Here is a 25,241-nt window from a genome sequence, read left to right on the forward strand (position 1 = left end):
GGTGGGGTGTTGGTCTGCGTGCTTTTCCGGTGGCCGCGGCTGCCGCCCGGGCTGGTGGGCAAGACGACCATCGCCCGTCTGCTGGCCGACGCGGCGGGGCTGCGCTTCGTGCAGATTTCGGCCGTGTTTTCGGGGGTCGCGGATTTGAAGCGGGCTTTCGAGGAGGCCCGGCAGCGGGCGGCCATCGGACAGGGCACTTTGCTGTTCGTGGACGAGATCCATCGTTTCAATCGCGCCCAGCAGGACGGGTTTCTGCCGGTGGTCGAGGACGGGACGGTGGTGCTGGTGGGGGCGACGACGGAGAACCCGTCTTTCGCCCTGAATGGCGCGCTGCTGTCGCGCTGCCAGGTCATGGTGCTGCGGCGGCTGGATGATGACGCGCTGGAGCGGCTGCTGTGCCGGGCCGAGGCCGAGAGCGGGCGGGACCTGCCGCTGACGGCGGATGGGCGGGCGACGCTGCGCGCCATGGCGGATGGCGACGGGCGGTATCTGCTGAACATGGTCGAGCAGGTGCTGGCGCTGCCGGAGGGGCCGCCGCTGGACGGGCAGGGGCTGTCCGCGCTGCTGGCGCGGCGGGCCGTATTGTACGACAAGGACCGCGAGGAACATTACAACCTGATTTCGGCGCTGCATAAATCGCTGCGGGGCTCGGACCCCGACGCGGCGCTGTACTGGTTCGCGCGGATGCTCGAAGGGGGAGAGGACCCGCGCTTCATCGCCCGGCGGCTGACCCGCTTCGCGGCCGAGGATGTGGGGATGGCCGATCCGCAGGCGCTGCCGCTGGCGGTGGCGGCGTGGGAGACCTATGAGCGACTCGGCTCGCCCGAGGGGGAGCTGGCGCTGGCGCAACTGGTGGTGCATCTGGGCACCGCGCCGAAATCGAATGCCGTCTATACCGCCTACAAGGCGGCGCGGCGGCTGGCGAAGGCGACCGGCAGCCTGATGCCGCCGGCCCATATCCTGAACGCGCCGACCGGGCTGATGAAGGATCTCGGCTACGGCAAGGGATATGAATACGACCATGACAGCGAAGAGGGATTTTCCGGCCAGAATTACTTCCCGGACGAGATGCGGCGCGAATCGCTGTATCGCCCCAGCGGGCGGGGATTCGAGGCGGAAATCGCGCGACGGCTGGACAGGTGGGCCAGACTGCGGGAAAGCCGTCAGTCATGAGTGTAGTGACCCTGACCGTCAGCGATGACGAAGCCGATATCCGCCTCGACCGCTGGTTTCGCCGCCATTATCCCCATCTGACCCAGGGGGCGTTGCAGAAACTGTGCCGCACGGGACAGGTGCGGGTGGATGGCAAGCGTGCCGATACCGCGACCCGTCTGGTGCCGGGGCAGACGGTGCGCGTGCCGCCGATCCCTGCCGCCGCGCGCCCGGCGCCGCCGCCCCGGCCCGTGCTGGACGAGCGGACGGTGCGCGAGATCCGCGGCATGGTGCTGTACAGCGATGCGCAGGTGATCGTCCTGAACAAGCCGGCCGGGCTGGCGGTACAGGGCGGGCCGGGCATCGTCCACCATGTGGACGGCATGCTGGATGCGTTGAAGGACAATGACGACGATCCGCGCCCGCGTCTGGTGCACCGGATCGACCGGGATACCTCGGGGCTGCTGCTGCTGGCGCGGACGCCTGGTGTGGCGGCCAAGCTGGCGGCGTCGTTCCGTGGGCGCGATGTGCGCAAGACCTACTGGGCGGTGGTGGTCGGTCGGCCGACGCCGGCCAGCGGGGTGATCGACCAGCCGCTGGCCCGGCTGGGAGTGGGGCCGGGGGCGCTGACGGTGGTGGCGTCGCGCAAGGATGAGGACGCGGCCCATGCTCTGTCGGAATATGAGGTTCTGGATGCCGCCGGGCGTCGTCTGTCCTGGCTGGCGCTGTCGCCGCTGACGGGGCGGACCCATCAGTTGCGCGTGCATTGCGAGGCGCTGGGGACGCCGATTCTGGGTGATCCGAAATATGGCGGGGAGGCCGCGCATCCCGAGGGGTTCGTCGATCGGCTGCATCTGCATGCGCGGTCGCTGGATCTGCCGCATCCGGCGGGCGGGCGCTTGCAGGTGTCGGCGGAACTGCCGGCCCACATGCGCGAGACGTTCCGGCAACTCGGTTTTACCGCCGGCGCGACGCCGGCGCCTCGGCGGAGCTGAGCCATGCTGCCGGTCGTGTTGGAAGGGGAGCCGAAGCCGCCGCGACCGAAGCGCCGTCTCCTGCGCCTGTTGAGGCTGTTCGTCGTGCTGGTGCTGCTGGGGGGCGCCGGCGTGATGGGCGCGTGGATGCGGCTTGATCCCGTCGGGTTGCGCGAGAAGGCGGTGGCGGCGGTGTGGCACCAGACCGGCCGTGTACTGAAGGTGGGGGCGGTGCAGGTGCATCTGCTGCCTTACCCGTCGGTCTCCGTTCGGGATCTGGCGTTGTCGGACATGCCGGGCGGGGCGCGGCCGGAGATGCTGACGGCGACCGAACTGGATGCGCGGCTGGCGCTGCTGCCGCTGTTGCGGCACGAAATCCGGCTGGAAGATGTGCGCCTGACCCATCCCGACCTGTTGATGGAGCGGATGGCGGACGGGCGCGCGAACTGGCAGATGCAGCCCCCGGCCGAATCGGACAGCCCGCCGGGGGGTGTTTCTTTCCCCTCGACCCCATGGCGGGTCCGCATCGGCAGCGTGCGGGTCAGGGATGCCGATCTGCGCTGGGACGATCGGCGCGCCCATGCCAGCGGGGCGGTGACGCTGGACAGCCTGGATCTGTCGGGGCTGACCGGGGCGAAGCCCGCGATCGAAATGCAGGGGCATCGGCAGGGGGATTCCTCCGCGATCGTCAGCGTGTCGGGGCAGGTCGGCCAGCTTTTCGCGGCGGAGCGTTCGGCATGGCCGGTGCGCTTGCAGGCTTCGTTGCGGATCGAGGGGCGGGATGCGGGGTCCGCCACGCTGGACGGTACCCTCTCCGACCCCATGCGCCTGCGCGGCTATGATGTGGCGGTGCATCTGGCGATCGGGCGGCTGGCGGATCTCAACCGCCTGTTCGTGCATGCGGGTTTGCCTGATGTCCACGATATCGACCTGACGGCGCGTGTGGTCGATCTGGGATCGGACACCGCGCCCATGCCGGGTCTGCGGCAGGTGCGGCTGCGCACCGGGGCGATCGGCAGTGTGCCGGTGGTGCGTGGGCTGGTGCTGGATCGACTGGCGGTGGATGCGCCGACGCCGGCCGATCATGTGGCGATCGAGACCGCCGGGCATTATGCCGGCCAGCCGTTCGCGCTGCATGGCACGCTGGGGACGCCGGCCGAGACATTGGCCGCCGCACGCAGCGTTCTGGGCAGTGCGATGCCGCTGGATCTGGTGGTGGATGTCGCGGGTGGGAGTCTGCGGCTGGGAGGAACGGTCGGGGGCGGACAGTCGGCTCTGGACGGTCATCTGACCGCCGGCCGGCTGTCGCTGCCGGGCAATCTGGTGCTGGATCATCTGACGGCCGATGCGCATCTGGCGGTTCGGGGTGGTTCCGACATCCGGCTGACGGATCTGCGGCTGGATTCGGCGCAGATGACGCTGGATGGGGACCTCTCTTTTCTCCGGCAGGGGGGGACGAATGGGGTTCCGCTGCTGAACGGGCGGCTGCATGCGAGCCGGCTGGATGTGGATACGGTGCGTGCCGCCGCCCCGGCCGCGGAGCCTTCGGGTGATGGAGGCGCGCCATCGGCGGTGCGGGAGGGGGCAGCGGATGATGCGCCGTTGCCGTTCGAGCGTCTGCGGCAGATGGATGGGGATCTGGACCTCACGGCGGACCGGATGCGGCTGTATGACGAGGATTATCATGCCGCCGAGGCTCATCTGGTGTTGCGGGGCGGGCATCTGACGATTGATCCGCTGCATGCCGATGGCGTGGGGCGCAGTCTGGATGCCGTGCTGTCCGTCGATGCGTCGGGGGCGGTGCCGCGCCTGTCGGCCGATGTGCGGACGCTGGTGCTGCCGGCCGACTGGCTGGCCCAGGCTTTCGATCTGACGCCGATGCTGCGCGGCAGTCTGCAACTGGTCGGCAGCGTGCAGACCCAGGGGAATGATCGTGCTGCGCTGCGCGACAATCTGGGCGGGCATCTGGGTCTGTCGATGGTCAGGGGGCAGATTGACGGCAATACTCTGGGCCGTCTGCTGGGGCCGGATGCCTCCGCCGCCACACGGGGGACTTCGGTCGCGCTGCGTTGTCTGGGCGTGCATATGACGCTGGGTGACGGGCGGGCGGCGCTGGATACGATCGGGTTGCAGACCTTTCGGCTGGCGATGACGGGCCATGGGACGATCGGTCTGGCGCAGCAGGACCTGGACCTGCATCTGATGCCGCAATTGCTGATCGGCGGCAGCGGCGCCTCGATGCCGATCGTGGTGGCCGGCACCATCCGGGCGCCGCAGCCCCGGCCGGAAGCGGCGGGGCCGGGGCATCGCTTCATGCTGACCATCGGGCCGTCGGCGGCGATGGGCGATCCATGCCCCGATGCGCTGAAGGCGGCGCGCGAGGAGCAGCCCGGCCCGGCGCCGGATGCCGCGCCGAAGGCCAAGGCGCCGAAAGTGATGAATATTCTGCGTGGGCTTGGATTGTTTCGATGAGTGATACGCCTGTGACGCCCCGTTCTTCCGCCCCTGCCACCGCCACGCGGCGGCGTTTCTGGGACCGTGCCGAGGTGGTGTCGGAGCCCGAGGGTTTTGCTGTCCGGCTGGATGGTCGGCCGGTGCGTCTGCCGGGTGGGGCGGTGCTGCGTGTGGGGAGCCGGGCGCTGGCCGAGGCCCTGGCTGGGGAATGGCAGGCGGCGGGCGGTGGCGGGAAGGGGGGCGATTTCGCGCCGTCCGATCTGCGGCTGACACGGATCGCGGGGACGATGCTGGAGCGGATCGCGCCCGATCGGGCGGCTGTGATCGGGGTGTTGCTGGGATACGCCCGCCATGAATTGCTGTGTTACCGCGTGCGCTACCCGGCGCTGCTGGTCGAACGCCAGCAGCAGGAATGGGGCCCGTGGCTGGAATGGCTGCGTGCCCGATATGGTGTCGTGCTGCGGAGCACCGACGGGGTGATGCCGGTCGATCAGCCGCCCGAGGCGCTGGCGGGGCTGCAATCGGTGCTTGAGGGGCTGGCGGACGGGGCGCTGGCCGCGCTGGGCGTGGCTGTGCCGGCGCTGGGCAGTCTGGTGCTTGGGCTGGCGCTGGTGGATGGACGGCTGACGGCGGAACAGGCCATGGCCTGCGCGACGCTGGACGAGCGAACCCAGATGGAACTCTGGGGGCAGGATGCCGAGCAGGCTGCGCGTCTGGAGGGGCTGGCGTTGGATGTTAAGGACGCGGCATCGTTTCTGGCGTTGTTGCACGCCGATTCGTAACGGCGCGGGTGGTCATGGAACCGCCATAAAGTGTCGGCAGCTTCCGGCTTGCGTTCCGACACCGAGCCAAACACTTTGTTACAGAGCTTCGCTGTAGAAGGGACGGAGAACAACGACGACTCAGGAGTGAGCGCATGGCTTTGATCGATTTGCGGCCGCTTTCGGAAATGCCGGGGATTGCCGCGCATGAGATCGACCGGGCATCGAAAGGCCAGGTAGATCATGCCGGGTCGTCGCGCCGTGTGCGGCAGCGTGTCGCCCATTGGGTTGCGACCTGTGCCATGGGCGCCTGGGTGCTGCTGGCAATCGTGCCCGTCGTCGTCGTCATCATGGCAATCGACGGCTGAATTAGGCGAAATTCCGGTATTGCCACGGGGCGGGGCGCGGGACGCCTGTCCGGCAATGTGGGTTGGTGAACGAGAGTGCCGCACAGCGGCACGGTCGGATGTGTTTCCGAGCATCGCGGCGCAGTGGCCTTGATGGCCGTGCACGAGATTATGGCGTTCGCTCAGGCCGGGGGGTGGGAAGCCTGCCCGGAAATGTGGGCTGGTGAGCGAGAGTGCCGCGTAGCGGCACGGCCGGATGTGTTTTCAGGTATCGCGGCGGAGTGGCCTTGACGGCCGTGCACGAGATGCTGGTGTTCACTTGGCCGGGGGGTGGGAAGCCTGCCCGGAAATGTGGGCTGGTGAGCGAGAGTGCCGCGTAGCGGCACGGCCGGCGTGTGTTTCCGAGCATCGCAGCGGAGCGGCCTTGATGGCCGTGAGCAGCGAAGCGCAGGAAACGCGCGCCGGATCGCCACCAGCGCGCATTTCCGGGCAGGCTTCAGGGAACGAGGACTGTGGCGCTGGCGGTGCAGGCGATGCCTTCTTCGCGGCCGGTGAAGCCTAGTCGTTCGGAGGTGGTGGCCTTGACCGAGATGCGGTCGATGTCGACCTCCAGCAGGTCCGCGAGGCGCTGGCGCATCGCTTCGGAATGCGGGCCGATCTTGGGGCGTTCGCAGATCAGCGTGACATCGGCGTTGACCAGCATGCCGCCACGGTCGCGGATGCGCTGGCCGGCATGGATGAGGAAGCGCGCGCTGTCGGCATCCTTCCACTCGTTCTGGCTGGGCGGGAAGTGGCGGCCGATATCGCCTTCGGCCAGGGCGCCGTAAATCGCGTCGCACAGGGCGTGGATGCCGACATCGGCGTCGGAATGGCCGGCCAGGCCGCGATCGTGGGGCACGGTGATGCCGCAGATGATCAGCGGGCGGTTCTCGGCGAAGGCATGCACGTCGTACCCGATGCCGGTGCGCGGCAGCAATGTCGGACCGATCAGCCGTTCCAGGCGCATCAGATCTTCCTCGTAGGTCAGCTTGATATTGTCTTCCGAGCCGGCGACCAGCGCGACCGTGTGGCCCGCCATTTCCAGCAGGGCGGCGTCGTCGGTGGCGTCGGTGGCGGCGGCGCCGCGATGGAGGTCGCGCAGCAGCGCGAAGCGGAAACCCTGGGGGGTCTGGGCGCGATAGAGATCGTCGCGCGGGACGGTGGCGGTGATGACGCCGCCATGGCCGCGCTTGAGCGTGTCGGCCACGCGCACCGCCGGAATGGCACCGGGATGGCTGGTGAGGGCCGCGATGACCGCCCGCGTGACCTCGGCGGGGACGTAGGGGCGGGCGCCGTCATGGACCAGCACGAGGTCGGGGCGTTCGGATGCCGGCAGGCGGTCCAGCGCCTCCAGCCCCGCGCGGACGCTTTCCTGCCGGCTGGCGCCGCCGGCGACGGGCGGGAGGGTGTCCAGACCGTGCAGGGCATCGGCCAGCGCGGCGGTGTCGCCGACCGGCTGGAGCAGGTCCACATGAGGAGACAGGGCATCCGCCGCGTGGCGGATGATGGGCCGGCCGCCGAGCGTCAGATACTGCTTGGCGACAGGCGATGCCGTCGTGGCGCTGAAACGTCGGCCCACGCCCGCGGCAAGAAGAATGGCTGCAACACGCATGGCGGAGCAATGCGGCGGACGCCCCGCGCCGTCAAGCGCCGGGACGCATTTGTTTCGGGCCTTGGCCGCTCGGTTTCCGTCCCGTTTGGCTGCTATCGCGATTGCGTGATGCTTTCAAAGTCGATATTCTGCTTAAATCCTGAGCATCCATGCTGGAAATTCGTCCATCCCGGTGTCGCGCCGCGAGGCGTAGGCATGATCTGTCAGCCCAGATGAGGGTAGTGCCGTCCATGTCGTCCGAATTGTTGCGTCCTGTCGATCTGGGGAGGGGTGTCGTGCTGCGCACCCCGGTGATTCTCGCCCCGATGTCGGGCGTGACGGACCTGCCGTTCCGCCGCCTGGCGCGCCGCCTGGGCGCGGGGCTGGTGGTGTCCGAGATGATCGCGTCCTGGGCCATGGTACGCGAGAATCAGGCGACCCTGCGCATGGCCGAAGTGGCGGACGATGAGGGGCCGAATGCCGTGCAGCTTGCCGGCTGCGAGCCCGAGGCGATGGCGCAGGCGGCGCGGATCGCCGTCGATCGCGGCGCGAACATGATCGACATCAATTTTGGCTGTCCGGTCAAGAAAGTGGCGGTGGGCCAGCAGGCGGGCTCGGCGCTGATGCGCGACGAGGCGCTGGCGGGGCGGCTGCTGGAGGCCGTGGTGCGGGCGGTGGACGTGCCGGTGACGCTGAAGATGCGCATGGGCTGGGACCATGCCAGCCTGAACGCGCCGGTGCTGGCGCGGATGGCGGAGCAGGCCGGAATCCGCATGGTTACGGTGCATGGCCGCACGCGGCAGCAATTCTATACCGGGACCGCCGACTGGGCCTTCGTCCGCACGGTGAAGGAAGCGGTTTCGCTGCCGGTGATCGTGAATGGCGATATCCTGACCGTTGATGACGCGCGGCGGGCGCTGGCGCAGTCGGGCGCCGACGGGGTGATGATCGGGCGCGGCTGCTATGGCCGGCCGTGGTTCCTGGCGCAGGTGGGGCATGCCCTGACGACCGGTGAAGAGGTGCCGGACCCGGATCTGGCGACGGAAAAGGCGATCGTGCTGGAGCATTACGACATGATGCTCTCGCATTTCGGCGCGCATCCGGGCCTGCGCCTGGCGCGCAAGCATGTGTCGTGGTACTCGGCCGGCCTGCCGGATTCGGCGGGTTTCCGGGCCGCGATCAACAGGGTGGACGAGGCGGCGGTGGCGATTGCCATGATCGGGGATTTCTACGACCGCCAGATTGCCGCCGGGTCGGGCCGGGAGCGCCGGGGCGGTGTGTCGGGCGGCCAGGACGCCGCCCAGGCGGCCTGATGCCCATGCAAGCGAGCCTGCCGCCCGACGCGCTGCCCCGGCCGGACGGGGCGGCGCTGCTGGATGCCATGCCCCTGCCGGTGATGCTGGTGGGGGAGAAGAACCGTATCCGCCACGTCAACAGCGCGGCCGAGCCGTTCTTCGGCATGTCCAGCCAGCATCTGGAGCAGATGCATCTTTCGGACGTGCTGGCGTCCGACCATCCGATCTTTCTGCTGGTGGAGCAGGTGCGGCGCGATGGGGTGACGATCGCGGAGCATGAGTTGAATCTGGACGGGCCGCGGCTGCATCGCAGCGGCATTACCGTGCAGGGGACGCTGGTGGCCGAGCATCCGGACGGGGTGCTGCTGACCTTTCACGATTCGTCGGCGGCGCGGGCGCTGGATCGGCAGCTTACCTTCCGCTCCGCCGCGCGCAGCGTCTCGGGCATGGCCGCGATTCTGGCGCATGAAGTGAAGAATCCGCTCTCGGGCATCCGGGGCGCGGCGCAGTTGCTGGAGGGATCGGTCTCGGAAAGTGACCGGGAACTGGCGGTGCTGATCCGCGATGAGGCGGACCGTATCCGCGACCTGGTCGACCGGATGGAGATTTTCAGCGACAAGCCGCTGGAGCGGCGACCGGTGAACATTCACCGCGTGCTGGAGCATGTGCGGCTGCTGGCGCAAAAGGGGTTCGCGGCCGATATTCGCTTTATCGAGGAATATGACCCGTCGCTGCCGCCGGTGTGGGGGAATCGCGACCAGTTGGTGCAGGTGTTGCTGAATCTGGTCAAGAATGCCGCCGAAGCCGTTGCCGGAGAGGGCAGGAAGGGGGAAATCACCCTCGGTACCGCCTATCGCCATGGCGTGCGTCTGGCGGTGCCGGGGATGGAGCAGCGCGTCGAACTGCCGCTGGTGGTGTCGGTGCGCGATAACGGGGCGGGGATTCCCGACAGCATCCGGCCCCATCTGTTCGAGCCCTTCCTGACCACCAAGGCGGGGGGGAGCGGGCTGGGGCTGGCGCTGGCGGGCAAGATCATCGGCGATCATGGCGGGGTGATCGAGGTGAACAGCCGCCCCGGTCGGACCGAAGTCCTGCTGCACCTGCCCGTGGTGGCGGAGGGGCGGGCGCACCCCTGACCCGCGACGCCGCGCGGCGGTATTTTGCGTTCCTTGAATGTCTATTCCCTGTTGCCCGTTTCGAGTGAGAGACCGGATTTCGTATGCCCCTTCCGACCATTCTTGTTGCCGATGACGACCGTTCCATCCGCACCGTTCTCAGCCAGGCGCTGGGGCGCGCCGGTTATCAGGTGCGCACCACCGCCAGCGCCGCCACCCTCTGGCAGTGGATCGAGGAGGGCGAGGGCGATCTGGTCATTACCGATGTGGTGATGCCCGACGAGAACGGGCTGGACCTGATTCCGCGCATCAAGCGGGCGCGGCCGGACATGCGCGTGCTGGTGATGAGCGCGCAATCCACGCTGATGACGGCGGTGAAGGCGACCCAGCGCGGGGCCTTCGAATATCTGCCCAAGCCGTTCGACCTGAAGGAATTGCTGGCGGTGGTGGAGCGGGCGCTGGCCGCGCCGGCCCGCACGCTGGCCGAGCCGGCGGCGCCGCTCGAATCCGAGGAGCGGATGCCGCTGATCGGCCGGTCGATGGCGATGCAGGATATCTATCGCATCATCGCGCGGCTCACGACCTCAGACCTGACGGTGATGATCAATGGCGAAAGCGGCACCGGCAAGGAACTGGTGGCGCGGGCGCTGCATGATTACGGGCGCCGGCGGGGTGGGCCGTTCGTGGCCGTCAACATGGCGGCCATTCCGCGCGAACTGATCGAGAGCGAGTTGTTCGGGCATGAGCGGGGAGCCTTTACCGGGGCGACCAGCCGCAATCCGGGCCGGTTCGAGCAGGCGGCGGGGGGGACGCTGTTTCTCGACGAGATCGGCGACATGCCTCCGGAGGCGCAGACGCGCCTGCTGCGCGTGTTGCAGGAGGGCGAGTTCACCACCGTTGGCGGGCGGCTGCCGATTCGGGCCAATGTCCGCATTGTCGCGGCGACGCATCGCGATCTGCGCCAGTCGATCCGGACCGGGACGTTTCGCGAGGATCTGTTCTATCGGCTGAATGTGGTGCCGATCCGCCTGCCGCCGCTGCGCGAGCGCGTGGAGGATATTCCGCTGCTGGCGCGGCATTTTCTGGATCGCAGTCGCGAGGACGGGTTGCCGGCCAAGATCCTGGCCGATGGGGCGATCGAACGCCTCCAGGCCAGTCGCTGGCCGGGGAATGTGCGCGAACTGGAAAACCTGATGCGCCGTCTGGCGGCGCTGTATCCGCAGGAGACGATTACGGCGGACCTGGTGGACCAGGAACTGGCGGAAGCGGCATCGCACGACCAGGAGGCGGAAGCGCCGGAGATTCTGGCCAAGGAACCGCTGGCGGATGCCGTGGCCCGGCATATCCGGCATTTTCTGGCGTCGGGGCAGGATGGCATGCCGCTGCACGATATCTATGATCGGGTGATTGCCGAGGTCGAACGGCCGCTGATCCAGATGACGCTGGCCGCCACGCGGGGCAACCAGATCAAGGCCGCGGCGATGCTGGGCCTGAACCGCAATACCCTGCGCAAGAAGATACGGGATCTGGAAATACCGGTCGTTCGCGGCGTAAGCTGACGGCCATGAGTCTTTTCATGCGTTGGGCGACAATCTGGTGCTGACCCCGCGGCACGGTTTCAATCTGAGACGGCTGGCGTCGGGAATGGGGTTGATGCGCGGGCTGTTCGGCCTGCTCGCCCGGCGGAATGTCGCCATCGCGCTGGTGGCGCTGGCGCTGTGCTTCGGCGTTGCGACCTTCGTCGTGCTGTCGGGCGGGATGTCGGTGACGCATTATCCGCACATCCAGGCGTTGATCTTCATCCTCAACTTCCTCGTGCTGCTGCTGCTGGCGCTGGCGCTGGCGGAGCGGCTGGGGCGGGTGATGGCCGACCGGCGGCGCGGTCTGGCGGGGGCGCGGCTGCATGTGCGGCTTGTCACGCTGTTCGGCATCGTCGCGGTGGCGCCGACGGTGGTCGTGGGCACGTTTGCCGCCGTCTTCTTTCATTACGGCATCCAGATCTGGTTCAGCGACCGGGTGAACACGGCGCTGAACGAGGCGCTCGAAGCCTCGCGCGGGTATTTGCAGGAGCATAACGCCAATATCCGGACCGAGGCGTTCTCGCTGGCCAATTACCTCGCCGGGGCCGCGAACAGCCTGGAAGGGTCGGGGTCGGACCTGATGCATGACCCCGAGGCGCTGGATCAGGTGCTGGATTCGCAGGCGACCCTGCGCGGGCTGAACGAGGCGGTGATCTATGATCCGCTGACCAATACCGTGGTGGCCAAGGGCGGATTGATGAGCCGGGCGGGCGACATGCAGGCCCTGCCGCCGCCCTCGGCCACCATGATGGCCCGGACCAACGAGATCGCGATTCTCGATTCGCCGGACGAAAAGACGGTGCGGGCGGTGATTTCGCTGGGCGATACGCCGGCGCTGATGCTGGTGATTACCCGGCCGGTCGATCCGTCGATTCTCGACCACATGCACAAGACCGAAATGGTGGTGGCCGATTATCAGCGGCTGAACCGGAACCGGTCCAAGATCCAGTTTACCTTCGTGCTGATCTTCGCGCTGGTGGGGTTGCTGGTGCTCTTTGCCGCCGTGCTGGTGGGGCTGGTGCTGGCCAACCAGATCGTCCGGCCGCTGGGACTGCTGATCCTGGCCTCGGAGCGGATCAGCGATGGCGACCTGAAGGTGCGGGTGCCGGAAGGCGAGCGGCATGACGAGGTGTCGAGCCTGTCGCGTGCCTTCAACCGCATGACCGACCAGCTTTCCAGCCAGCGGTCCGAACTGATGATCGCCTATGGGCAGATCAACGAGCGCCGGCGTTTTACCGAGGCGGTGCTCTCGGGCGTGTCGGCCGGGGTGATCGGGCTGGATGCGCAGCAGGTGATCGAACTGCCGAATCGGGCGGCCAGCGTGTTGTTGCAGCATGATCTGACGGCCGCCGTCGGGCGGCATCTGGTGGATGTGGTGCCCGAGTTCGGTCCGATGCTGAACGAGGCGGCCAGTGCGCCCGACCGGGTGTGGACCGGCGAGATCCATGTGGGATCGGGCACGAAAGCCTGCACGCTGCTGGTCCGGATCGGGAGCGAGACCACCGGGGGGGCGCCTGACCGGTATGTGGTGACGTTCGATGACATCACGGCCTTGCAGGCCGCCCAGCGCAAGGCGGCGTGGGCCGATATCGCGCGGCGGATCGCGCATGAGATCAAGAATCCGCTGACGCCGATCCAGCTTGCGGCCGAACGGCTGAAGCGCCGTTTCCTGCGGGAAATCACCTCCGACCCCGAGACGTTCAGCCAGTGCGCCGATACGATCGTCCGCCATGTGGGCGATATCGGGCGCATGGTGGACGAATTCTCGGCGTTCGCGCGGATGCCGCAGCCGATCATGCGGCCCGAGGACCTGTCGCGAATCGTGCGCGAGGCCCTGATCCTGCAACGCAACGCGCATCCCGAGATCCGGTACGAGACCGACCTGCCCGATCATGGGCCGGTCGTGTCCTGTGACCGGCGGCTGGTCGGGCAGGCGTTGACCAATTTGCTGCAAAATGCCGCCGATGCCATTGCAATGCTTCCGAAAGATGGTGATGCTGCCGATCGCCCGGCCGGATCGGTCGGTGCTGTCCGGATTGTCTTGCGTATCGAAGGCGCGGCCGCGCACATCGCGGTCGTCGACGATGGGATCGGTCTGCCTGAGGAAGACAGGCGGCGTCTGACCGAGCCCTATGTGACCCACAAGCCGAAGGGGACCGGGCTTGGGCTGGCGATCGTCAAGAAAATTCTGGAAGATCACGGGGGAAGTATCCGTCTGGAAGACAGGCCAGACGGGCGGGGGGCTGTTTCGATCTTGGTACTGCCGGTAAAGGACGAGCATGGCGCATGAAATCCTGATCGTTGATGACGAACCGGATATCCGGCTGCTGATCGAGGGTATCCTTCGGGACGAAGGATACGAGACGCGGTTGGCGGGGGATTCGGATTCGGCGATCAGCGCGTTTAGGGCGCGCAGGCCGTCACTGGTGATTCTAGATGTCTGGTTGCAGGGGTCGCGGCTGGATGGGCTGGGTATTCTCCAGGCGATCCAGGGCGAGGAACCGGTCGTGCCCACGATCATGATTTCCGGCCATGGCACGATCGAGACGGCCGTGGCCGCGCTTCAGCACGGTGCCTACGATTTTATCGAGAAGCCGTTTCAGTCCGATCGTCTGCTGCTGGTGGTCCGCCGGGCGCTGGAGGCCTCGCGTCTGGCGCGGGAGAACGCGGAGCTGCGGCTGCGCGCGGGCGCCGAGGCGACGCTGTTCGGCGATAGTCCGGCCATTGCTGCCGTGCGCAACCAGATCGAGCGGGTGGCGCCCAGCGGCTCGCGCGTGCTGATTTCGGGGGCCGCCGGCGCGGGCAAGGAGGTCGCGGCGCGGATGATCCATGCCCGGTCGCGCCGGACCGAGGGGCCGTTCGTCGCCCTGAACTGCGCCACGCTGGCGCCGGGCCGCTTTGAAGAAGAACTGTTCGGCATCGAGGGCACCGCCGACGGCAGCGGGCGGCGCACCGGCGTGCTGGAGCGCGCCCACGGGGGCACGCTGCTGCTGGACGAAGTGGCGGACATGCCGATCGAGACCCAGGGCAAGATCGTCCGGGCGTTGCAGGACCAGAGTTTCGAGCGCGTGGGCGGGGCCACGCGGGTGAAGGTCGATGTCCGCGTGCTGGCGGCGACCAATCGCGACTTGCAGGAGGCGATTGCCGCCGGGCGGTTCCGCGAGGATCTGTATTACCGGCTGGCGGTGGTGCCGCTGCGCGTGCCCAGCCTGCGGGAGCGGCGCGAGGATATTCCGGGTCTGGCGCGGATGTTCCTGCACCGGGCGGCGGAGAATGCCGGCCTGCCGCTGCGCGACCTGTCGGGCGATGCCATCGCGGCCTTGCAGAGCTATGACTGGCCCGGCAATTCGCGCGAGTTGCGCAACCTGATGGAGCGGCTGCTGATCATGATGCCGGGGAACGGCACCGACCCGATCCGCGCCGAGATGCTGCCGCCGCAGGTGGGGCAGGGGGCGCCGACGCTGCTGAAATTCGACCCGGCCGCCGACGTGATGGGCCTGCCGCTGCGCGAGGCGCGCGACCTGTTCGAGACCCAGTATCTCCAGGCCCAGTTGCTGCGATTCGGCGGCAATATCAGCCGCACCGCGGGCTTTGTGGGCATGGAGCGCAGCGCGCTGCACCGCAAGTTGAAGCAGTTGGGCGTGACGTCCGACGAGCGGGGCGCAGGATGAGGTTTTGCCCCATGGGGAAGGGCCTGCTAGAGAGGGCCAACCGAATTATTGGCGGGGAACGGAGCGGCTTGCGCGGCGTTCGTCTTCGCCGACAGAGCAAGTAAGGCCCAACCGTGGCAAAAGAACCTACGCAGAACGTTCAGGATGTTTTTCTCAACCATGTCAGGCGCTCCAAGACGCCGGTTACGGTGTTTCTGGTCAATGGTGTCAAGTTGCAGGGCATCATCACCTGGTTCGACAATTTTTCCGTCCTGCTGCGCCGTGATGGCCACACGCAGCTTGTCTACAAGCACGCGATCAGCACCGTGATGCCGGCGACGCCGGTCATGCTGTTCGACCCCTCGCGCCCCGAAGGCGCGGCTGTGGATCTGTCCGACAAGGATCTGACGGGGGAATCCGATCTCGTCTGACGTACCCGTGGCGCAGTCGCCCACGCGGGCGGCCGTCATCCTGCCTTGGGAGCGGCCTGACCGTCAGGACGAGGTTCGCGCCGCCGAAGCCCGGCTGGAAGAAGCCGTGGGTCTGGCGGCGTCGATCGGGCTGGTGATCGTGCGTCAGGCGGTGCTGCTGCTGCGCGCGCGCCGGCCGGCCACGCTGCTGGGCAGCGGCCAGGTGGAGTCGCTGCGCCAGGCGGTGCAGGAGGATCGGGTCGCCGTCGTGGTGGTCGATACCCGCCTGACGCCGGTGCAGCAGCGGAACCTGGAAAAGGCGCTGGGCTGCAAGGTGATCGACCGCACGGCCCTGATCCTGGATATTTTCGGCGAGCGCGCCGCCACCAAGGAAGGCTCGCTTCAGGTCGAACTGGCCCATCTGGAATATCAGCGCAGCCGGCTGGTGCGGACCTGGACGCATCTGGAGCGGCAGCGTGGTGGCTTCGGCTTTCTCGGCGGGCCGGGCGAGACCCAGATCGAGGCCGATCGCCGGATGATCGGCGACCGCATCGTGCGGCTGAAGCGCGAACTGGAGCAGGTGCGGCGCACCCGTGGGCTGCATCGGGCCGCGCGGCGGCGGGTGCCGTTTCCGGTCGTGGCGCTGGTCGGTTATACCAACGCCGGCAAATCCACCCTGTTCAATGCCCTGACCGGGGCGACCGTTTATGCGCAGGACCAGTTGTTCGCGACGCTGGACCCGACGATGCGCGGGATTCGGCTGCCGTCGGGCCGGCGGATCATCCTTTCCGATACGGTGGGGTTCATCAGCGACCTGCCGACGGAACTGATCGCGGCGTTCCGCGCGACGCTGGAAGAGGTGGCCGAGGCCGATATCATCCTGCATGTGCGCGATATCTCGCACCCCGACACCACGGCGCAGCGCGCCGATGTGGAAGAGGTGCTGGAAGGCATGGCGAACAGCGGGACGCTGGAGACCGACTGGCGCCGGCGGGTGGTCGAGGTGCAGAACAAGGCCGACCTGCTGGGCGGGTGCGACGCGGTGCCGGTACGGGCCGGGAGCGTCGCGATTTCGGCGATGACCGGCGACGGGTTGCCGGAATTGCTGGCGGCGATCGACCAGCGCCTGACCGAAGCGATGGAAATCGTCGACTACACCATTCCGGTGAAGGACGGTGCGTTGCTGGCATGGCTGTATGCTCATGGCGAAGTAACGTCGCGCGATGACGGCGAGCAGGCTATTGTGGTGACGGTGCGGCTGCTGCCGGCCGATCGCGCCCGGTTCGAACAGCAACTGGCCAATCGCGACCGGTAGGCGCCCGCCCGGGCCGCATGGCCGGGAAGGGGAGACAATGTCATGACGGTCGCGGTTTCGGGCGCGCATATGCGCACGGTTCTGGACATCATGCGGCAGGCGGCGGCGGAACGGATCATGCCGTCCTTCCGCCATCTGGGCGCGGATGCCATCCGCTGCAAGAGCAGCAAGATGGATGTGGTGACGGTGGCCGACGAAGCGGCCGAACATGACATGACGGCCGCTTTCCTGCGTCTTTCGCCCGGTGCGGTGGTGATCGGCGAGGAAGCCGTCTGCGCCCGGCCCGACCTGATGGACGCCATCGAAGACGCCGATCTGGCCTATGTGATCGACCCGATCGACGGGACGGCGAATTACGCGGCGGGGGTGCCGCTGTTCGGCGTCATGGTGGCGATCCTGCGGCGGGGCGAGGTGATCGGGGCGGCGATCCTGGACCCGATCTGTAATATCGCCGCGCTGGCGGTGCGTGGCGAAGGGGCCTGGCTGGTGGGAGCGGACGATGCCGAGCGGCCGTTACGCTGTGCGCCGCCGGTGCCAGCGGCCGAGATGTGCGGCAATGCCTCGTGGCGTTATCTGCCGCGCCCCATGCGCGACCTCGTGGCCCGCAATCTGCCACGGGTGATGGGGTCGTGGGATTTCCGCTGTGCGGCGCATGAATATCTGATGCTGGTGGATGGGCAATGCCATTTCCTGCTCTTCAACCGCACCATGCCGTGGGACCATCTGGCCGGTTGGTTGATCCATCGCGAGGCTGGCGGCTATTGTGCCCATTTCGACGGATCGCCCTATTGCGTGACCGATCGGGCCGGGGGGCTGCTTTATGCCCCCGATCGGGCAAGCTGGCAGGATCTGCGGGACCTGCTGCTCGACCCGGGCTGATTCCGGTCAGGCTTTGCGTTCCTGCCGCTTCACGGCCTGCCACGCGGCTTCCATGTCGGCCAGGGTGCTGTCGGCCGGGGTCATGCCGCGTTCGGCCAGATGCTGTTCGACCCCGGTGAAGCGGCGGGTGAATTTGGCGTTGGCCTGACGCAGGCAGGCTTCGGGGTCGAGGTCCAGCTTGCGGGCCAGGGTGGCGAGGGTGAACAGCACGTCGCCCAGTTCGTCGGCGATTCGGTCGCGGTCGCCCGAATCGAGTTCGACTTTCAGTTCGGCGATTTCTTCATCCACCTTTTCGGCCACGTCCTTCGCCTCGGGCCAGTCGAATCCGACGCGGGCGGCGCGGGCCGAGAGCTTGCCCGCGCGCAGCAGGGCGGGGAGGGCGGTGGGAATGCCGGCCAGCGTGCCGCGCTCGCGCCGGGCGAGGCGTTCCTGTTCCTTGCCGTCTTCCCACTGGCCGGGGGCCAGGGCGGCATCGCCGAAGACGTGGGGGTGGCGGCGGACCATCTTGTCGCCGATCATGCTGGCGACGGTCGCGAAATCGAACAGGCCGGCCTCCTCGCCCATGCGGGCGTGATAGACGACCTGGAGCAGCAGGTCGCCCAGTTCGTCGGGCAGGGCGGCCCAGTCCTGCCGGGCGATGGTGTCTTCGACCTCGTAGGCTTCTTCGATCGCGTAGGGGGCGATCGAGGCGAAATCCTGCGCGCGGTCCCACGGGCAGCCGCTGACCGGGTCGCGCAGGCGGGCCATGATGTCGAGAAGGCGCGAGAGGGCCTGGGCGGCGTCGGACATCCGGGGGCTCCGTGCTGGTATCGGCGGGATCGTTTTCTCTCTGCACCGGTGTGGCGGGCGCGTCCAGCGTGGCACGGGGCTGGAAGCTCTGGCTGGCGGGGCGGAGCGGGATTATAGTCCCGCGCCCAGGATGGGGGATATCATGGACGGACAGGCGACGGTTTTCATTGACGGCGAGGCGGGCACGACGGGGCTGGGCATTCGCCAGCGCCTCGACGCGCTGCCGGTGACGGTGCGTTCGATCGCGCCGGAGCAGCGCAAGGATGCCGGTGCCCGTCGTGCGATGATGGAATCGGTCGATCTGGTGGTGCTGTGCCTGCCCGATGCGGCGTCGCGCGAGGCGGCGGCCATGGCGGCGGAGATCGCGGCCACCGGTGGCCGGGCGCCGCGTCTGCTGGATGCCAGCACGGCGTTTCGTGTTGATCCGGACTGGGTTTATGGGTTTCCGGAAATGGGCGCGGGGTGCGCCGCACAGGTCGCGGGGGCGGCGCGGGTTTCGAACCCCGGCTGTTATCCGACCGGGGCGATCGGGCTGTTGCGGCCGCTGGTCGAGGCGGGGCTGCTTGCGCCTGATACGCCGCTGACGATCAATGCGGTGAGTGGCTATAGCGGCGGCGGCCGGGCGATGATCGAGGCGCATGAGCACGACGGTGGGCCGGCTTTCCTGCTGTATGGGCTGGGGCTGGAGCACAAGCATCTGCCCGAGATCACCCGGTATGCCGGGCTGACCCGTGCGCCCGTCTTCGTGCCGTCGGTCGGGCATTTTCCGCAGGGGATGATCGTCTCGGTGCCGCTGCATCTGGATATGTTGGCCGTGCCGGCAACGGGGGGTGACCTGCGGGCGGTGCTGGCCGATTTCTATGCCGGTTCGGATCGGATCAGCGTGGCTGAGGCCATGCCAGACCTTTCCGCCGAGACGCTGGCGGGGACCGACCTGATGGAATTGCGGGTTCATGCCAACGAATCGCGGCGGCAGGCCGTGCTGACCGCGCGGCTGGACAATCTGGGCAAGGGGGCCTCGGGCGCCGCGATCCAGAATATCGCCTTGATGCTGGGGCTGGCGGCGCCGGCGCCCCGCGCCGGGTGATGGTTTGCTGGATGGTCGTTTGCCAGATGGTCGTTTGATCGTTCCTGCGCGATTGCCTGCCGGCCCGGTTTGCTGATAAGGAGGCCCGCAGGCGAGAGTGACGGAACGGTAGACGTAGTCGGCTCAAAATCGACCGCCGCAAGGCATAGGGGTTCGAGTCCCCTCTCTCGTACCATTTCTCCGGACCGGATGATGTCTGCTCTCTCTCCCGACGCGATCGCGAAGCCGGGCGTGCGCCCCGCCAATCCCTGTTTTTCCTCCGGCCCGTGCGCCAAGCGTCCGGGATGGTCCCTGGATGCGCTCTCCGGCGCGCTGCTGGGGCGCTCGCATCGCGCGCCCGAGGGTCGCGCCCGGCTGAACGAGGTCATTACCCGCTCGCGCGCCATCCTCGGCCTGCCGGATGACTGGAAACTGGGGATCGTGCCGGCATCGGATACCGGCGCGGTGGAGATGGTGCTGTGGTCGCTGGTCGGCGAACGGCCGGTCGATGTGCTGGCGTTCGAGAGTTTTTCGGCGACGTGGGCGGACGATATCATCAACCAGTTGCACGCGCCGGCCGCGCGGGTGCTGGAGGCCGATTATGGCCGCCTGCCGGATCTGGGGCAGGTGGACTGGGCGCATGACGTGGTGCTGGCGTGGAACGGCACCACGTCGGGCGTACGTATTCCCGATGGCGCGCCGATTCCCGTGGAGCGCGACGGGCTGGTGATCTGCGATGCGACCTCGGCCGCCTTTGCGATGGATCTGCCGTGGGATCGGCTGGATGTGGTGACCTGGTCCTGGCAGAAGGTGCTGGGCGGTGAGGCCGCGCATGGCATGCTGGCCCTTTCGCCGCGCGCGGTGCGCCGGCTGGAGGCGGCACCGCCGCCGCGGGCGCTGCCGAAGATTTTCCGCCTGACGGCGAAGGGGCGGCTGATCGAGGGTATCTTCAAGGGCGATACGATCAATACGCCTTCCATGCTCTGTGTCGAGGATGCGCTGGACGGGCTGCGCTGGGCCGAGGCCATTGGCGGGCTGCCGGCGCTGATTGCCCGGAGCCAGGCCAATCTGGCGGTGGTGGCGGACTGGGTCGCGCAGTCCGGCTGGGCGTCGTTTCTGGCCGCTGACCCGGCCGAGCGGTCCAGCACCGCGATCTGCCTGACCATTGTGGCGCCTTGGTTCGTGGCGCTGGATGCGGCGACGCAGGCCAAGGCGGCCAAACGGATTGTCAGTCTGCTGGAAGAAGAGGGCGTGGGGCTGGATATCGGCAGCTATCGCGATGCGCCGCCGGGGCTGCGGCTATGGGGCGGCGCGACCGTGGAGGCCGATGACCTGCGTGCGTTGATGCCGTGGCTGGACTGGGCCGAAGCCCAAGTGCGCTCAGAGTTCGCCTGATCTGGCGCGTGGGCTGACGAATGGCCGCAAGGATGATATAGGCGCGCGCATGACGGACGATCCGCCTCCCAATCCTGCCCTGCTGCCCGCAGGCTTTGTCGATCTGCTGCCTTCCGATGCCGAGGCCGAGGCCGCCGGTATGGAAAGCCTGATGCGGGTCTTTGCTTCGCATGGCTACAGCCGGGTGAAGCCGCCTCTGCTGGAGTTCGAGGATACGCTGCTGAGCGGGTCCGGCGCGGCGGTGGCCGATCAGGCCTTTCGCCTGATGGACCCGGATACGCGGCGGATGATGGCGTTGCGGCCCGATATCACGCCGCAGATCGCGCGGATTGCCGCGACGCGGCTGGCCGATGCGCCGCGCCCGCTGCGCCTTTCATATACCGGGCTGTGTGTGCAGGCGAGTGGTGGAGCGCGGGAGAGCGACCGGCAGATTTCGCAGGCCGGTATCGAACTGATCGGGCCGGATACGCCCGAGGCCGATGCCGAAGTGGTGGCGTTGGGGGCCGAGGCGCTGGCGGCACTGGGTGTGCCCGGCGTGTCGTTCGACCTGACGATGCCGCCGCTGGTGCCGGCGCTGATTGCGGAAGTGGGCTTTACCCCTGCCGAGCGGCAGGCGCTGATGCGGGCGCTGGACCGCAAGGATGCGGCGGCGGTGGCGAAGCTGGCCGGTGGGCTGGCGCCGGTGTTGACCGAGTTGCTGCATGCGGCCGGGCCGGCCGAGCGGGCGCTGTCGGTGCTGGGCGGCCTGGTGCTGCCCGCGCCTGTCCGGGTGCTGAGCGAGCGTCTGGCCGCCACCTTTGCCGCGATCACGGCGCGGGTGCCGGATATCCGCCTGACCGTTGACCCGGTCGAATTCCGGGGGCTGCATTATCATACCGGCGTCTGTGTGACGGTGTATGCGCGTGGGCAGCATGAAGAGCTGGGTCGTGGTGGACGCTATGTGTCCAATAATGACGAGCCGGCCTGTGGCCTGACGCTGCGGCCTGAGGCGTTGCTGCGGGCGGCGCCCGCCAGGGCTGGCCGGGTACGCGTGTTTCTGCCCGTGGACTGCGATCCGGCAGTCGGCAAGCGGTTGCGGGCCGAGGGGTATGCGACCGTCGATGGGTTGGTGCCTGTCGCGGACAGCAAGGCCGAGGCGCGGCGGCTGGAATGCGATATGATCGTGGCCGGCGACGGAGTGGTGGCGCTGAACTGACGCGCCTGTTAAGCCGGGCGGCTGGGCGGCTGGGCGGCCGGTGCCGCCCCTTTTGTGTTGCGTTCCGGCCGGATCGTTTTTCTGAGGAGCTTCTGATGTCCAACGTCACCGTGATCGGCGCCCAATGGGGTGACGAGGGGAAGGGCAAGATCGTCGACTGGCTTGCCAGCCGGGCGGATATCGTCGTCCGTTTCCAGGGTGGGCACAATGCCGGCCACACGCTGGTGGTGGGTGACCAGACCTACAAGCTGTCGCTGCTGCCCTCCGGCCTGGTGCGTGGCAAGATGGGTGTGATCGGCAATGGCGTTGTCGTCGATCCTGAGGCGCTGCTGACCGAGATCGACCGTGTGACGGCGCAGGGGCTGAAGGTGACGCCGGAGACGCTGCGCATCGCCGAGAACGTGCCGTTGATCCTGCCCGTACATGGCGCGATCGACCGTGCCCGCGAAGAGGCGCGTGGTGCGCGCAAGATCGGGACCACCGGGCGTGGGATCGGCCCGGCCTACGAAGACAAGGTGGCGCGTCGGGCCATCCGTCTGTGCGATCTGGCCGAGCCGGAGACGCTGGACTGGAAGCTGGACGAACTGCTGCTGCATCACAATACGCTGCTGGCCGGGCTGGGGGCGCCGACCTTTACCAAGGCCGCGCTGCTTGATCACATGAATGCGCTGGCGCCCCGCGTGCTGCCTTATATGGACACGGTGTGGGATCTGCTGGACGACGCGCGCCGGGCCGGCCGCCGCATCCTGTTCGAAGGCGCGCAGGCGGTGATGCTGGATGTCGATCATGGGACGTATCCGTTCGTGACCAGTTCCAACACCATCGCGGCCAATGCGGCGACGGGGAGTGGCGTGGGGCCTGGTACGGTCGGTTTCGTGCTGGGGATTGCCAAAGCCTATTCGACGCGCGTGGGCGAGGGGCCGTTCCCCAGCGAACTGCATGACGAGATGGGGCGTACGCTGGGCACGCGCGGGCATGAATTCGGCACCGTGACCGGTCGTCCGCGCCGTTGTGGCTGGTTCGACGCCATGCTGGTGCGTCGCGCGGTGCGCGTCGGCGGGATCAACGGGCTGGCGCTGACCAAGCTGGACGTTCTGGACGGGCTGCCGGAGATCAAGGTCTGCGTCGGCTATGAGCTGGACGGCAAGGAAATCCGCAGCTTCCCGTCGGCTCCGGCGGCGCAGGCTCGGGTGACCCCGATCTATGAGACGATGGAAGGCTGGACCGACAGCACCCGTGGTGCCCGTTCCTGGGCCGATCTGCCGGCGCAGGCGATCAAGTATGTGCGCCGGATCGAGGAACTGGTCGAAGCGCCGGTGACGCTGCTCTCCACCAGCCCGGAGCGTGACGACACCATCCTGATGCGCGACCCCTTCGAGGGCTGACGCCCATGCGAAAAGGGCCGGACCTGTGATGGTCCGGCCCTTTTTTTGTCGGGGTCTTGCCGGGCGGTCAGGCCGCGCTGGCGCCGCGATGGGTTTCGACTTCCGCCTTCATCGCGGCCTGCACCTTCTCGAAGGCCCGGACCTCGATCTGGCGCACCCGCTCGCGCGAGATGTTGTAGGTGTGCGACAGATCTTCCAGCGTTGACGGTTCGTCCTTCAGTCGGCGTTCGGTCAGGATATGCCGTTCGCGCGCGTTCAGGGTTTTCAGCGCGTTGTCCAGCAGGGCCTTGCGGCCGCTGAATTCCTCGCTTTCCGCCAGCGTCTCTTCCTGGTTGTCGTGGTCGTCGACCAGCCAGTCCTGCCATTCGCCTTCGCTATCGGCGCGCAGGGGGGCGTTCAGGCTGTGATCGGGCGCCGAGAGCCGGCGGTTCATGTTGATCACGTCCTGTTCCGGCACGCCCAGCGACTTGGCGATCTGGTTCACCTGTTCGGGTTGCAGGTCGCCATCGTCGATGGCCTGCATCTGGCCCTTGAGGCGGCGCAGATTGAAGAACAGCTTCTTCTGGGCGGCGGTGGTGCCCATTTTGACCAGCGACCAGCTATGCAGGATATATTCCTGGATCGCGGCGCGAATCCACCACATCGCATAGGTCGCCAGCCGGAAGCCGCGATCGGGGTCGAAGCGGCGGACCGCCTGCATCATCCCGATATTGCCCTCGCTGATCAGTTCGCCCAGCGGCAGGCCGTAGCCGCGATATCCCATCGCGATCTTGGCGACGAGGCGCAGGTGCGAGGTGACCAGCGTATGCGCGGCCTTGGTATCGCCCTTGTCCCGCCAGCTCCGCGACAGACGCTGCTCGTCTTCCGGCGAGAGCATCGGAAACTTGCGGATATCCTGGAGGTACCTTGAAAGGTTGGTCTCGGGACCAACATTGAGAACTGAAGAGGCCATTGGTCGGACTCCTTTTCCCTGAGGGAGGCCATGTCCCGCTGATGTCCTAAAGGCACATCTGGCGACAGGGTTGCATGGCCGGCCCGTATGACGCGTGGATGGACTTCACGTCCCCGCGTGGCACCCCCTCCGAGGGCCGCACCGTCGCGGGACGTCCATTCCGACGGTAGCGTCACCCGTCGAAGCATGGACCAAGCCTATCGGCCCGGTCTGGGAGCGTCAAGGAAGCTCCTGGGATATTGCCTTAAAACTAAGCAATCTTTGCCATGAGCGCCTTGAAATCGGCCGGCGGGGCGGTCTCGAACAGCATGGCTTCGCCCGTGCGGGGATGGGTGAAGCCCAGGCGCGCGGCGTGGAGGGCCTGGCGCGGGAAATCCAGTGCGGCGCGTTTCGCGTCGTCGGGCAGGGTGCGTGCGGCGGCGGGGATGCGGCGCAGATAGACGGGATCGCCGACCAGCGGGTGGCCGCCATGCGAGAAATGGACGCGGATCTGATGGGTGCGGCCGGTCGCCAGCCGGCATTCCACCAGGCTGAGCGCGCCATGGTGGGTGGAGAGGGTGCGGTAATGCGTCAGTGCCGCCTTGCCGCCGTGGGTGACCACGGCCATGCGTTTGCGGTCGCGCTTGTCGCGGCCGATCGCGCCTTCGAATCCGCCGCTGGCGGGGGTCATCAATCCCCATGCCAAGGCCAGATAGGTGCGGTCGATATCGCGGGTCGCGAAGGCGTCGGACAGGGCCTTGTGCGCCTGTTCGGTTTTGGCGACGACCATGACGCCCGACGTATCCTTGTCCAGGCGGTGCACGATGCCGGGGCGTCGCTCGCCGCCGATTCCCGTCAGGCTGTCGCCGCAATGGGCCAGCAGGGCGTTGACCAGCGTGCCGTCCTCGTTGCCCGGTG

Annotated in this window: 21 protein-coding genes and 1 tRNA gene; 18 read left to right on the plus strand and 4 right to left on the minus strand. The window is 67.7% G+C overall.

Annotated elements, in window-relative coordinates:
• From ABF821_RS11765 to ABF821_RS11785, 5 genes are all read left to right on the plus strand, one after another.
• Positions 1–1,173: replication-associated recombination protein A (locus ABF821_RS11765; protein WP_415530098.1), on the plus strand; the 1,173-nt coding region annotated here is incomplete at its 5' end.
• On the plus strand, positions 1,170–2,147 hold the full coding sequence (locus tag ABF821_RS11770) for an RluA family pseudouridine synthase (RefSeq protein ID WP_415530099.1): 978 nt from the start codon (positions 1,170–1,172) through the stop codon (positions 2,145–2,147). The genes ABF821_RS11765 and ABF821_RS11770, both read left to right, overlap by 4 nt.
• A 3-nt stretch (positions 2,148–2,150) precedes the next feature.
• Positions 2,151–4,598: an AsmA family protein gene (locus ABF821_RS11775; RefSeq protein WP_415530100.1), complete on the plus strand. Its 2,448-nt coding sequence runs from the start codon at positions 2,151–2,153 to the stop codon at positions 4,596–4,598.
• Positions 4,595–5,362 (plus strand): ATP12 family chaperone protein, encoded by a 768-nt coding sequence (locus ABF821_RS11780; RefSeq protein ID WP_415530101.1) that lies wholly within the window; start codon positions 4,595–4,597, stop codon positions 5,360–5,362. The genes ABF821_RS11775 and ABF821_RS11780 overlap by 4 nt, the downstream gene beginning before the upstream one ends.
• Before the next feature lie 134 nt (positions 5,363–5,496).
• Complete coding sequence (locus tag ABF821_RS11785) at positions 5,497–5,709, plus strand: hypothetical protein (RefSeq protein ID WP_183009411.1); 213 nt, start codon at positions 5,497–5,499, stop codon at positions 5,707–5,709.
• A gap of 475 nt (positions 5,710–6,184) precedes the next feature.
• Here ABF821_RS11785 and ABF821_RS11790 read toward each other — a convergent pair whose 3' ends face one another.
• Complete coding sequence (locus tag ABF821_RS11790) at positions 6,185–7,339, minus strand: bifunctional 2-C-methyl-D-erythritol 4-phosphate cytidylyltransferase/2-C-methyl-D-erythritol 2,4-cyclodiphosphate synthase (RefSeq protein WP_415530102.1); 1,155 nt, start codon at positions 7,337–7,339, stop codon at positions 6,185–6,187.
• A gap of 230 nt (positions 7,340–7,569) precedes the next feature.
• On the opposite strand from ABF821_RS11790, the gene dusB reads away from it, so the two are divergent.
• From dusB to ABF821_RS11830, 8 genes are all read left to right on the plus strand, one after another.
• Positions 7,570–8,631 (plus strand): tRNA dihydrouridine synthase DusB, encoded by a 1,062-nt coding sequence (gene dusB, locus ABF821_RS11795; protein ID WP_415530103.1) that lies wholly within the window; start codon positions 7,570–7,572, stop codon positions 8,629–8,631.
• Positions 8,631–9,749 carry a two-component system sensor histidine kinase NtrB gene (locus tag ABF821_RS11800; protein ID WP_415530104.1) on the plus strand — a complete coding sequence of 373 codons (1,119 nt, stop codon included), beginning with the start codon at positions 8,631–8,633 and terminating at the stop codon, positions 9,747–9,749. Before dusB ends, ABF821_RS11800 begins: the two co-directional genes overlap by 1 nt.
• A gap of 83 nt (positions 9,750–9,832) precedes the next feature.
• A complete protein-coding gene (gene ntrC / locus ABF821_RS11805; protein ID WP_415530105.1) occupies positions 9,833–11,287 on the plus strand; it encodes a nitrogen regulation protein NR(I) in 1,455 nt (484 codons plus the stop codon).
• 94 nt (positions 11,288–11,381) lie between these two features.
• Positions 11,382–13,598 (plus strand): ATP-binding protein, encoded by a 2,217-nt coding sequence (locus ABF821_RS11810; protein ID WP_415530108.1) that lies wholly within the window; start codon positions 11,382–11,384, stop codon positions 13,596–13,598.
• On the plus strand, positions 13,588–14,979 hold the full coding sequence (locus ABF821_RS11815; RefSeq protein WP_114727678.1) for a sigma-54-dependent transcriptional regulator: 1,392 nt from the start codon (positions 13,588–13,590) through the stop codon (positions 14,977–14,979). The genes ABF821_RS11810 and ABF821_RS11815 overlap by 11 nt, the downstream gene beginning before the upstream one ends.
• 113 nt (positions 14,980–15,092) lie before the next feature.
• On the plus strand, positions 15,093–15,389 hold the full coding sequence (gene hfq, locus ABF821_RS11820) for an RNA chaperone Hfq (RefSeq protein WP_182972510.1): 297 nt from the start codon (positions 15,093–15,095) through the stop codon (positions 15,387–15,389).
• Between the two features lie 7 nt (positions 15,390–15,396).
• Complete coding sequence (hflX, locus tag ABF821_RS11825) at positions 15,397–16,683, plus strand: GTPase HflX (protein WP_182972511.1); 1,287 nt, start codon at positions 15,397–15,399, stop codon at positions 16,681–16,683.
• Positions 16,684–16,725: 42 nt separating this feature from the next.
• Positions 16,726–17,562: an inositol monophosphatase family protein gene (locus ABF821_RS11830; protein WP_415530106.1), complete on the plus strand. Its 837-nt coding sequence runs from the start codon at positions 16,726–16,728 to the stop codon at positions 17,560–17,562.
• Positions 17,563–17,568: 6 nt separating this feature from the next.
• Here ABF821_RS11830 and mazG read toward each other — a convergent pair whose 3' ends face one another.
• The gene (gene mazG, locus ABF821_RS11835; RefSeq protein ID WP_182972513.1) at positions 17,569–18,351 is read right to left on the minus strand and encodes a nucleoside triphosphate pyrophosphohydrolase; all 783 of its coding nucleotides are present in this window, start codon (positions 18,349–18,351) and stop codon (positions 17,569–17,571) included.
• 142 nt (positions 18,352–18,493) lie between these two features.
• Here mazG and argC point away from each other — a divergent pair, with 142 nt between their 5' ends.
• From argC to ABF821_RS11860, 5 genes are all read left to right on the plus strand, one after another.
• Positions 18,494–19,438, plus strand: coding sequence for an N-acetyl-gamma-glutamyl-phosphate reductase (argC, locus tag ABF821_RS11840; protein ID WP_182972514.1), 945 nt, complete (start codon positions 18,494–18,496; stop codon positions 19,436–19,438).
• Between the two features lie 91 nt (positions 19,439–19,529).
• Positions 19,530–19,613 (plus strand) — tRNA-Leu (locus ABF821_RS11845).
• A 17-nt stretch (positions 19,614–19,630) separates the two neighbouring features.
• Positions 19,631–20,812: a phosphoserine transaminase gene (locus tag ABF821_RS11850; protein ID WP_182972515.1), complete on the plus strand. Its 1,182-nt coding sequence runs from the start codon at positions 19,631–19,633 to the stop codon at positions 20,810–20,812.
• A 49-nt stretch (positions 20,813–20,861) separates the two neighbouring features.
• Positions 20,862–22,007, plus strand: coding sequence for an ATP phosphoribosyltransferase regulatory subunit (locus ABF821_RS11855; RefSeq protein WP_182972516.1), 1,146 nt, complete (start codon positions 20,862–20,864; stop codon positions 22,005–22,007).
• Between the two features lie 95 nt (positions 22,008–22,102).
• The gene (locus ABF821_RS11860) at positions 22,103–23,392 is read left to right on the plus strand and encodes an adenylosuccinate synthase (protein WP_182972517.1); all 1,290 of its coding nucleotides are present in this window, start codon (positions 22,103–22,105) and stop codon (positions 23,390–23,392) included.
• Positions 23,393–23,459: 67 nt separating this feature from the next.
• On the opposite strand, the gene rpoH is transcribed toward ABF821_RS11860, so the two are convergent.
• A complete protein-coding gene (gene rpoH / locus ABF821_RS11865; protein ID WP_182972518.1) occupies positions 23,460–24,344 on the minus strand; it encodes an RNA polymerase sigma factor RpoH in 885 nt (294 codons plus the stop codon).
• A 250-nt stretch (positions 24,345–24,594) separates the two neighbouring features.
• Positions 24,595–25,241: RluA family pseudouridine synthase (locus tag ABF821_RS11870; RefSeq protein ID WP_415530107.1), on the minus strand; the 647-nt coding region annotated here is incomplete at its 5' end.

Origin of the sequence: Gluconacetobacter sp. (assembly GCF_047721585.1) — a bacterium.
GTDB lineage: Bacteria > Pseudomonadota > Alphaproteobacteria > Acetobacterales > Acetobacteraceae > Gluconacetobacter > Gluconacetobacter dulcium.

Excerpts from the sequence above, each read along its gene's own strand:
- ABF821_RS11855 (WP_182972516.1), top strand. The coding sequence starts at position 20,862 with ATGACGGACGATCCGCCTCCCAATCCTGCCCTGCTGCCCGCAGGCTTT.
- ABF821_RS11785 (WP_183009411.1), top strand. The coding sequence starts at position 5,497 with ATGGCTTTGATCGATTTGCGGCCGCTTTCGGAAATGCCGGGGATTGCC.
- argC (WP_182972514.1), top strand. The coding sequence starts at position 18,494 with ATGGACGGACAGGCGACGGTTTTCATTGACGGCGAGGCGGGCACGACG.
- dusB (WP_415530103.1), top strand. The coding sequence starts at position 7,570 with ATGTCGTCCGAATTGTTGCGTCCTGTCGATCTGGGGAGGGGTGTCGTG.
- ABF821_RS11775 (WP_415530100.1), top strand. The coding sequence starts at position 2,151 with ATGCTGCCGGTCGTGTTGGAAGGGGAGCCGAAGCCGCCGCGACCGAAG.
- ABF821_RS11810 (WP_415530108.1), top strand. The coding sequence starts at position 11,382 with ATGCGCGGGCTGTTCGGCCTGCTCGCCCGGCGGAATGTCGCCATCGCG.
- ntrC (WP_415530105.1), top strand. The coding sequence starts at position 9,833 with ATGCCCCTTCCGACCATTCTTGTTGCCGATGACGACCGTTCCATCCGC.
- ABF821_RS11850 (WP_182972515.1), top strand. The coding sequence starts at position 19,631 with ATGTCTGCTCTCTCTCCCGACGCGATCGCGAAGCCGGGCGTGCGCCCC.
- ABF821_RS11860 (WP_182972517.1), top strand. The coding sequence starts at position 22,103 with ATGTCCAACGTCACCGTGATCGGCGCCCAATGGGGTGACGAGGGGAAG.
- ABF821_RS11780 (WP_415530101.1), top strand. The coding sequence starts at position 4,595 with ATGAGTGATACGCCTGTGACGCCCCGTTCTTCCGCCCCTGCCACCGCC.
- ABF821_RS11790 (WP_415530102.1), bottom strand. The coding sequence starts at position 7,339 with ATGCGTGTTGCAGCCATTCTTCTTGCCGCGGGCGTGGGCCGACGTTTC.
- ABF821_RS11770 (WP_415530099.1), top strand. The coding sequence starts at position 1,170 with ATGAGTGTAGTGACCCTGACCGTCAGCGATGACGAAGCCGATATCCGC.
- ABF821_RS11815 (WP_114727678.1), top strand. The coding sequence starts at position 13,588 with ATGGCGCATGAAATCCTGATCGTTGATGACGAACCGGATATCCGGCTG.
- mazG (WP_182972513.1), bottom strand. The coding sequence starts at position 18,351 with ATGTCCGACGCCGCCCAGGCCCTCTCGCGCCTTCTCGACATCATGGCC.
- ABF821_RS11800 (WP_415530104.1), top strand. The coding sequence starts at position 8,631 with ATGCCCATGCAAGCGAGCCTGCCGCCCGACGCGCTGCCCCGGCCGGAC.
- rpoH (WP_182972518.1), bottom strand. The coding sequence starts at position 24,344 with ATGGCCTCTTCAGTTCTCAATGTTGGTCCCGAGACCAACCTTTCAAGG.
- ABF821_RS11830 (WP_415530106.1), top strand. The coding sequence starts at position 16,726 with ATGACGGTCGCGGTTTCGGGCGCGCATATGCGCACGGTTCTGGACATC.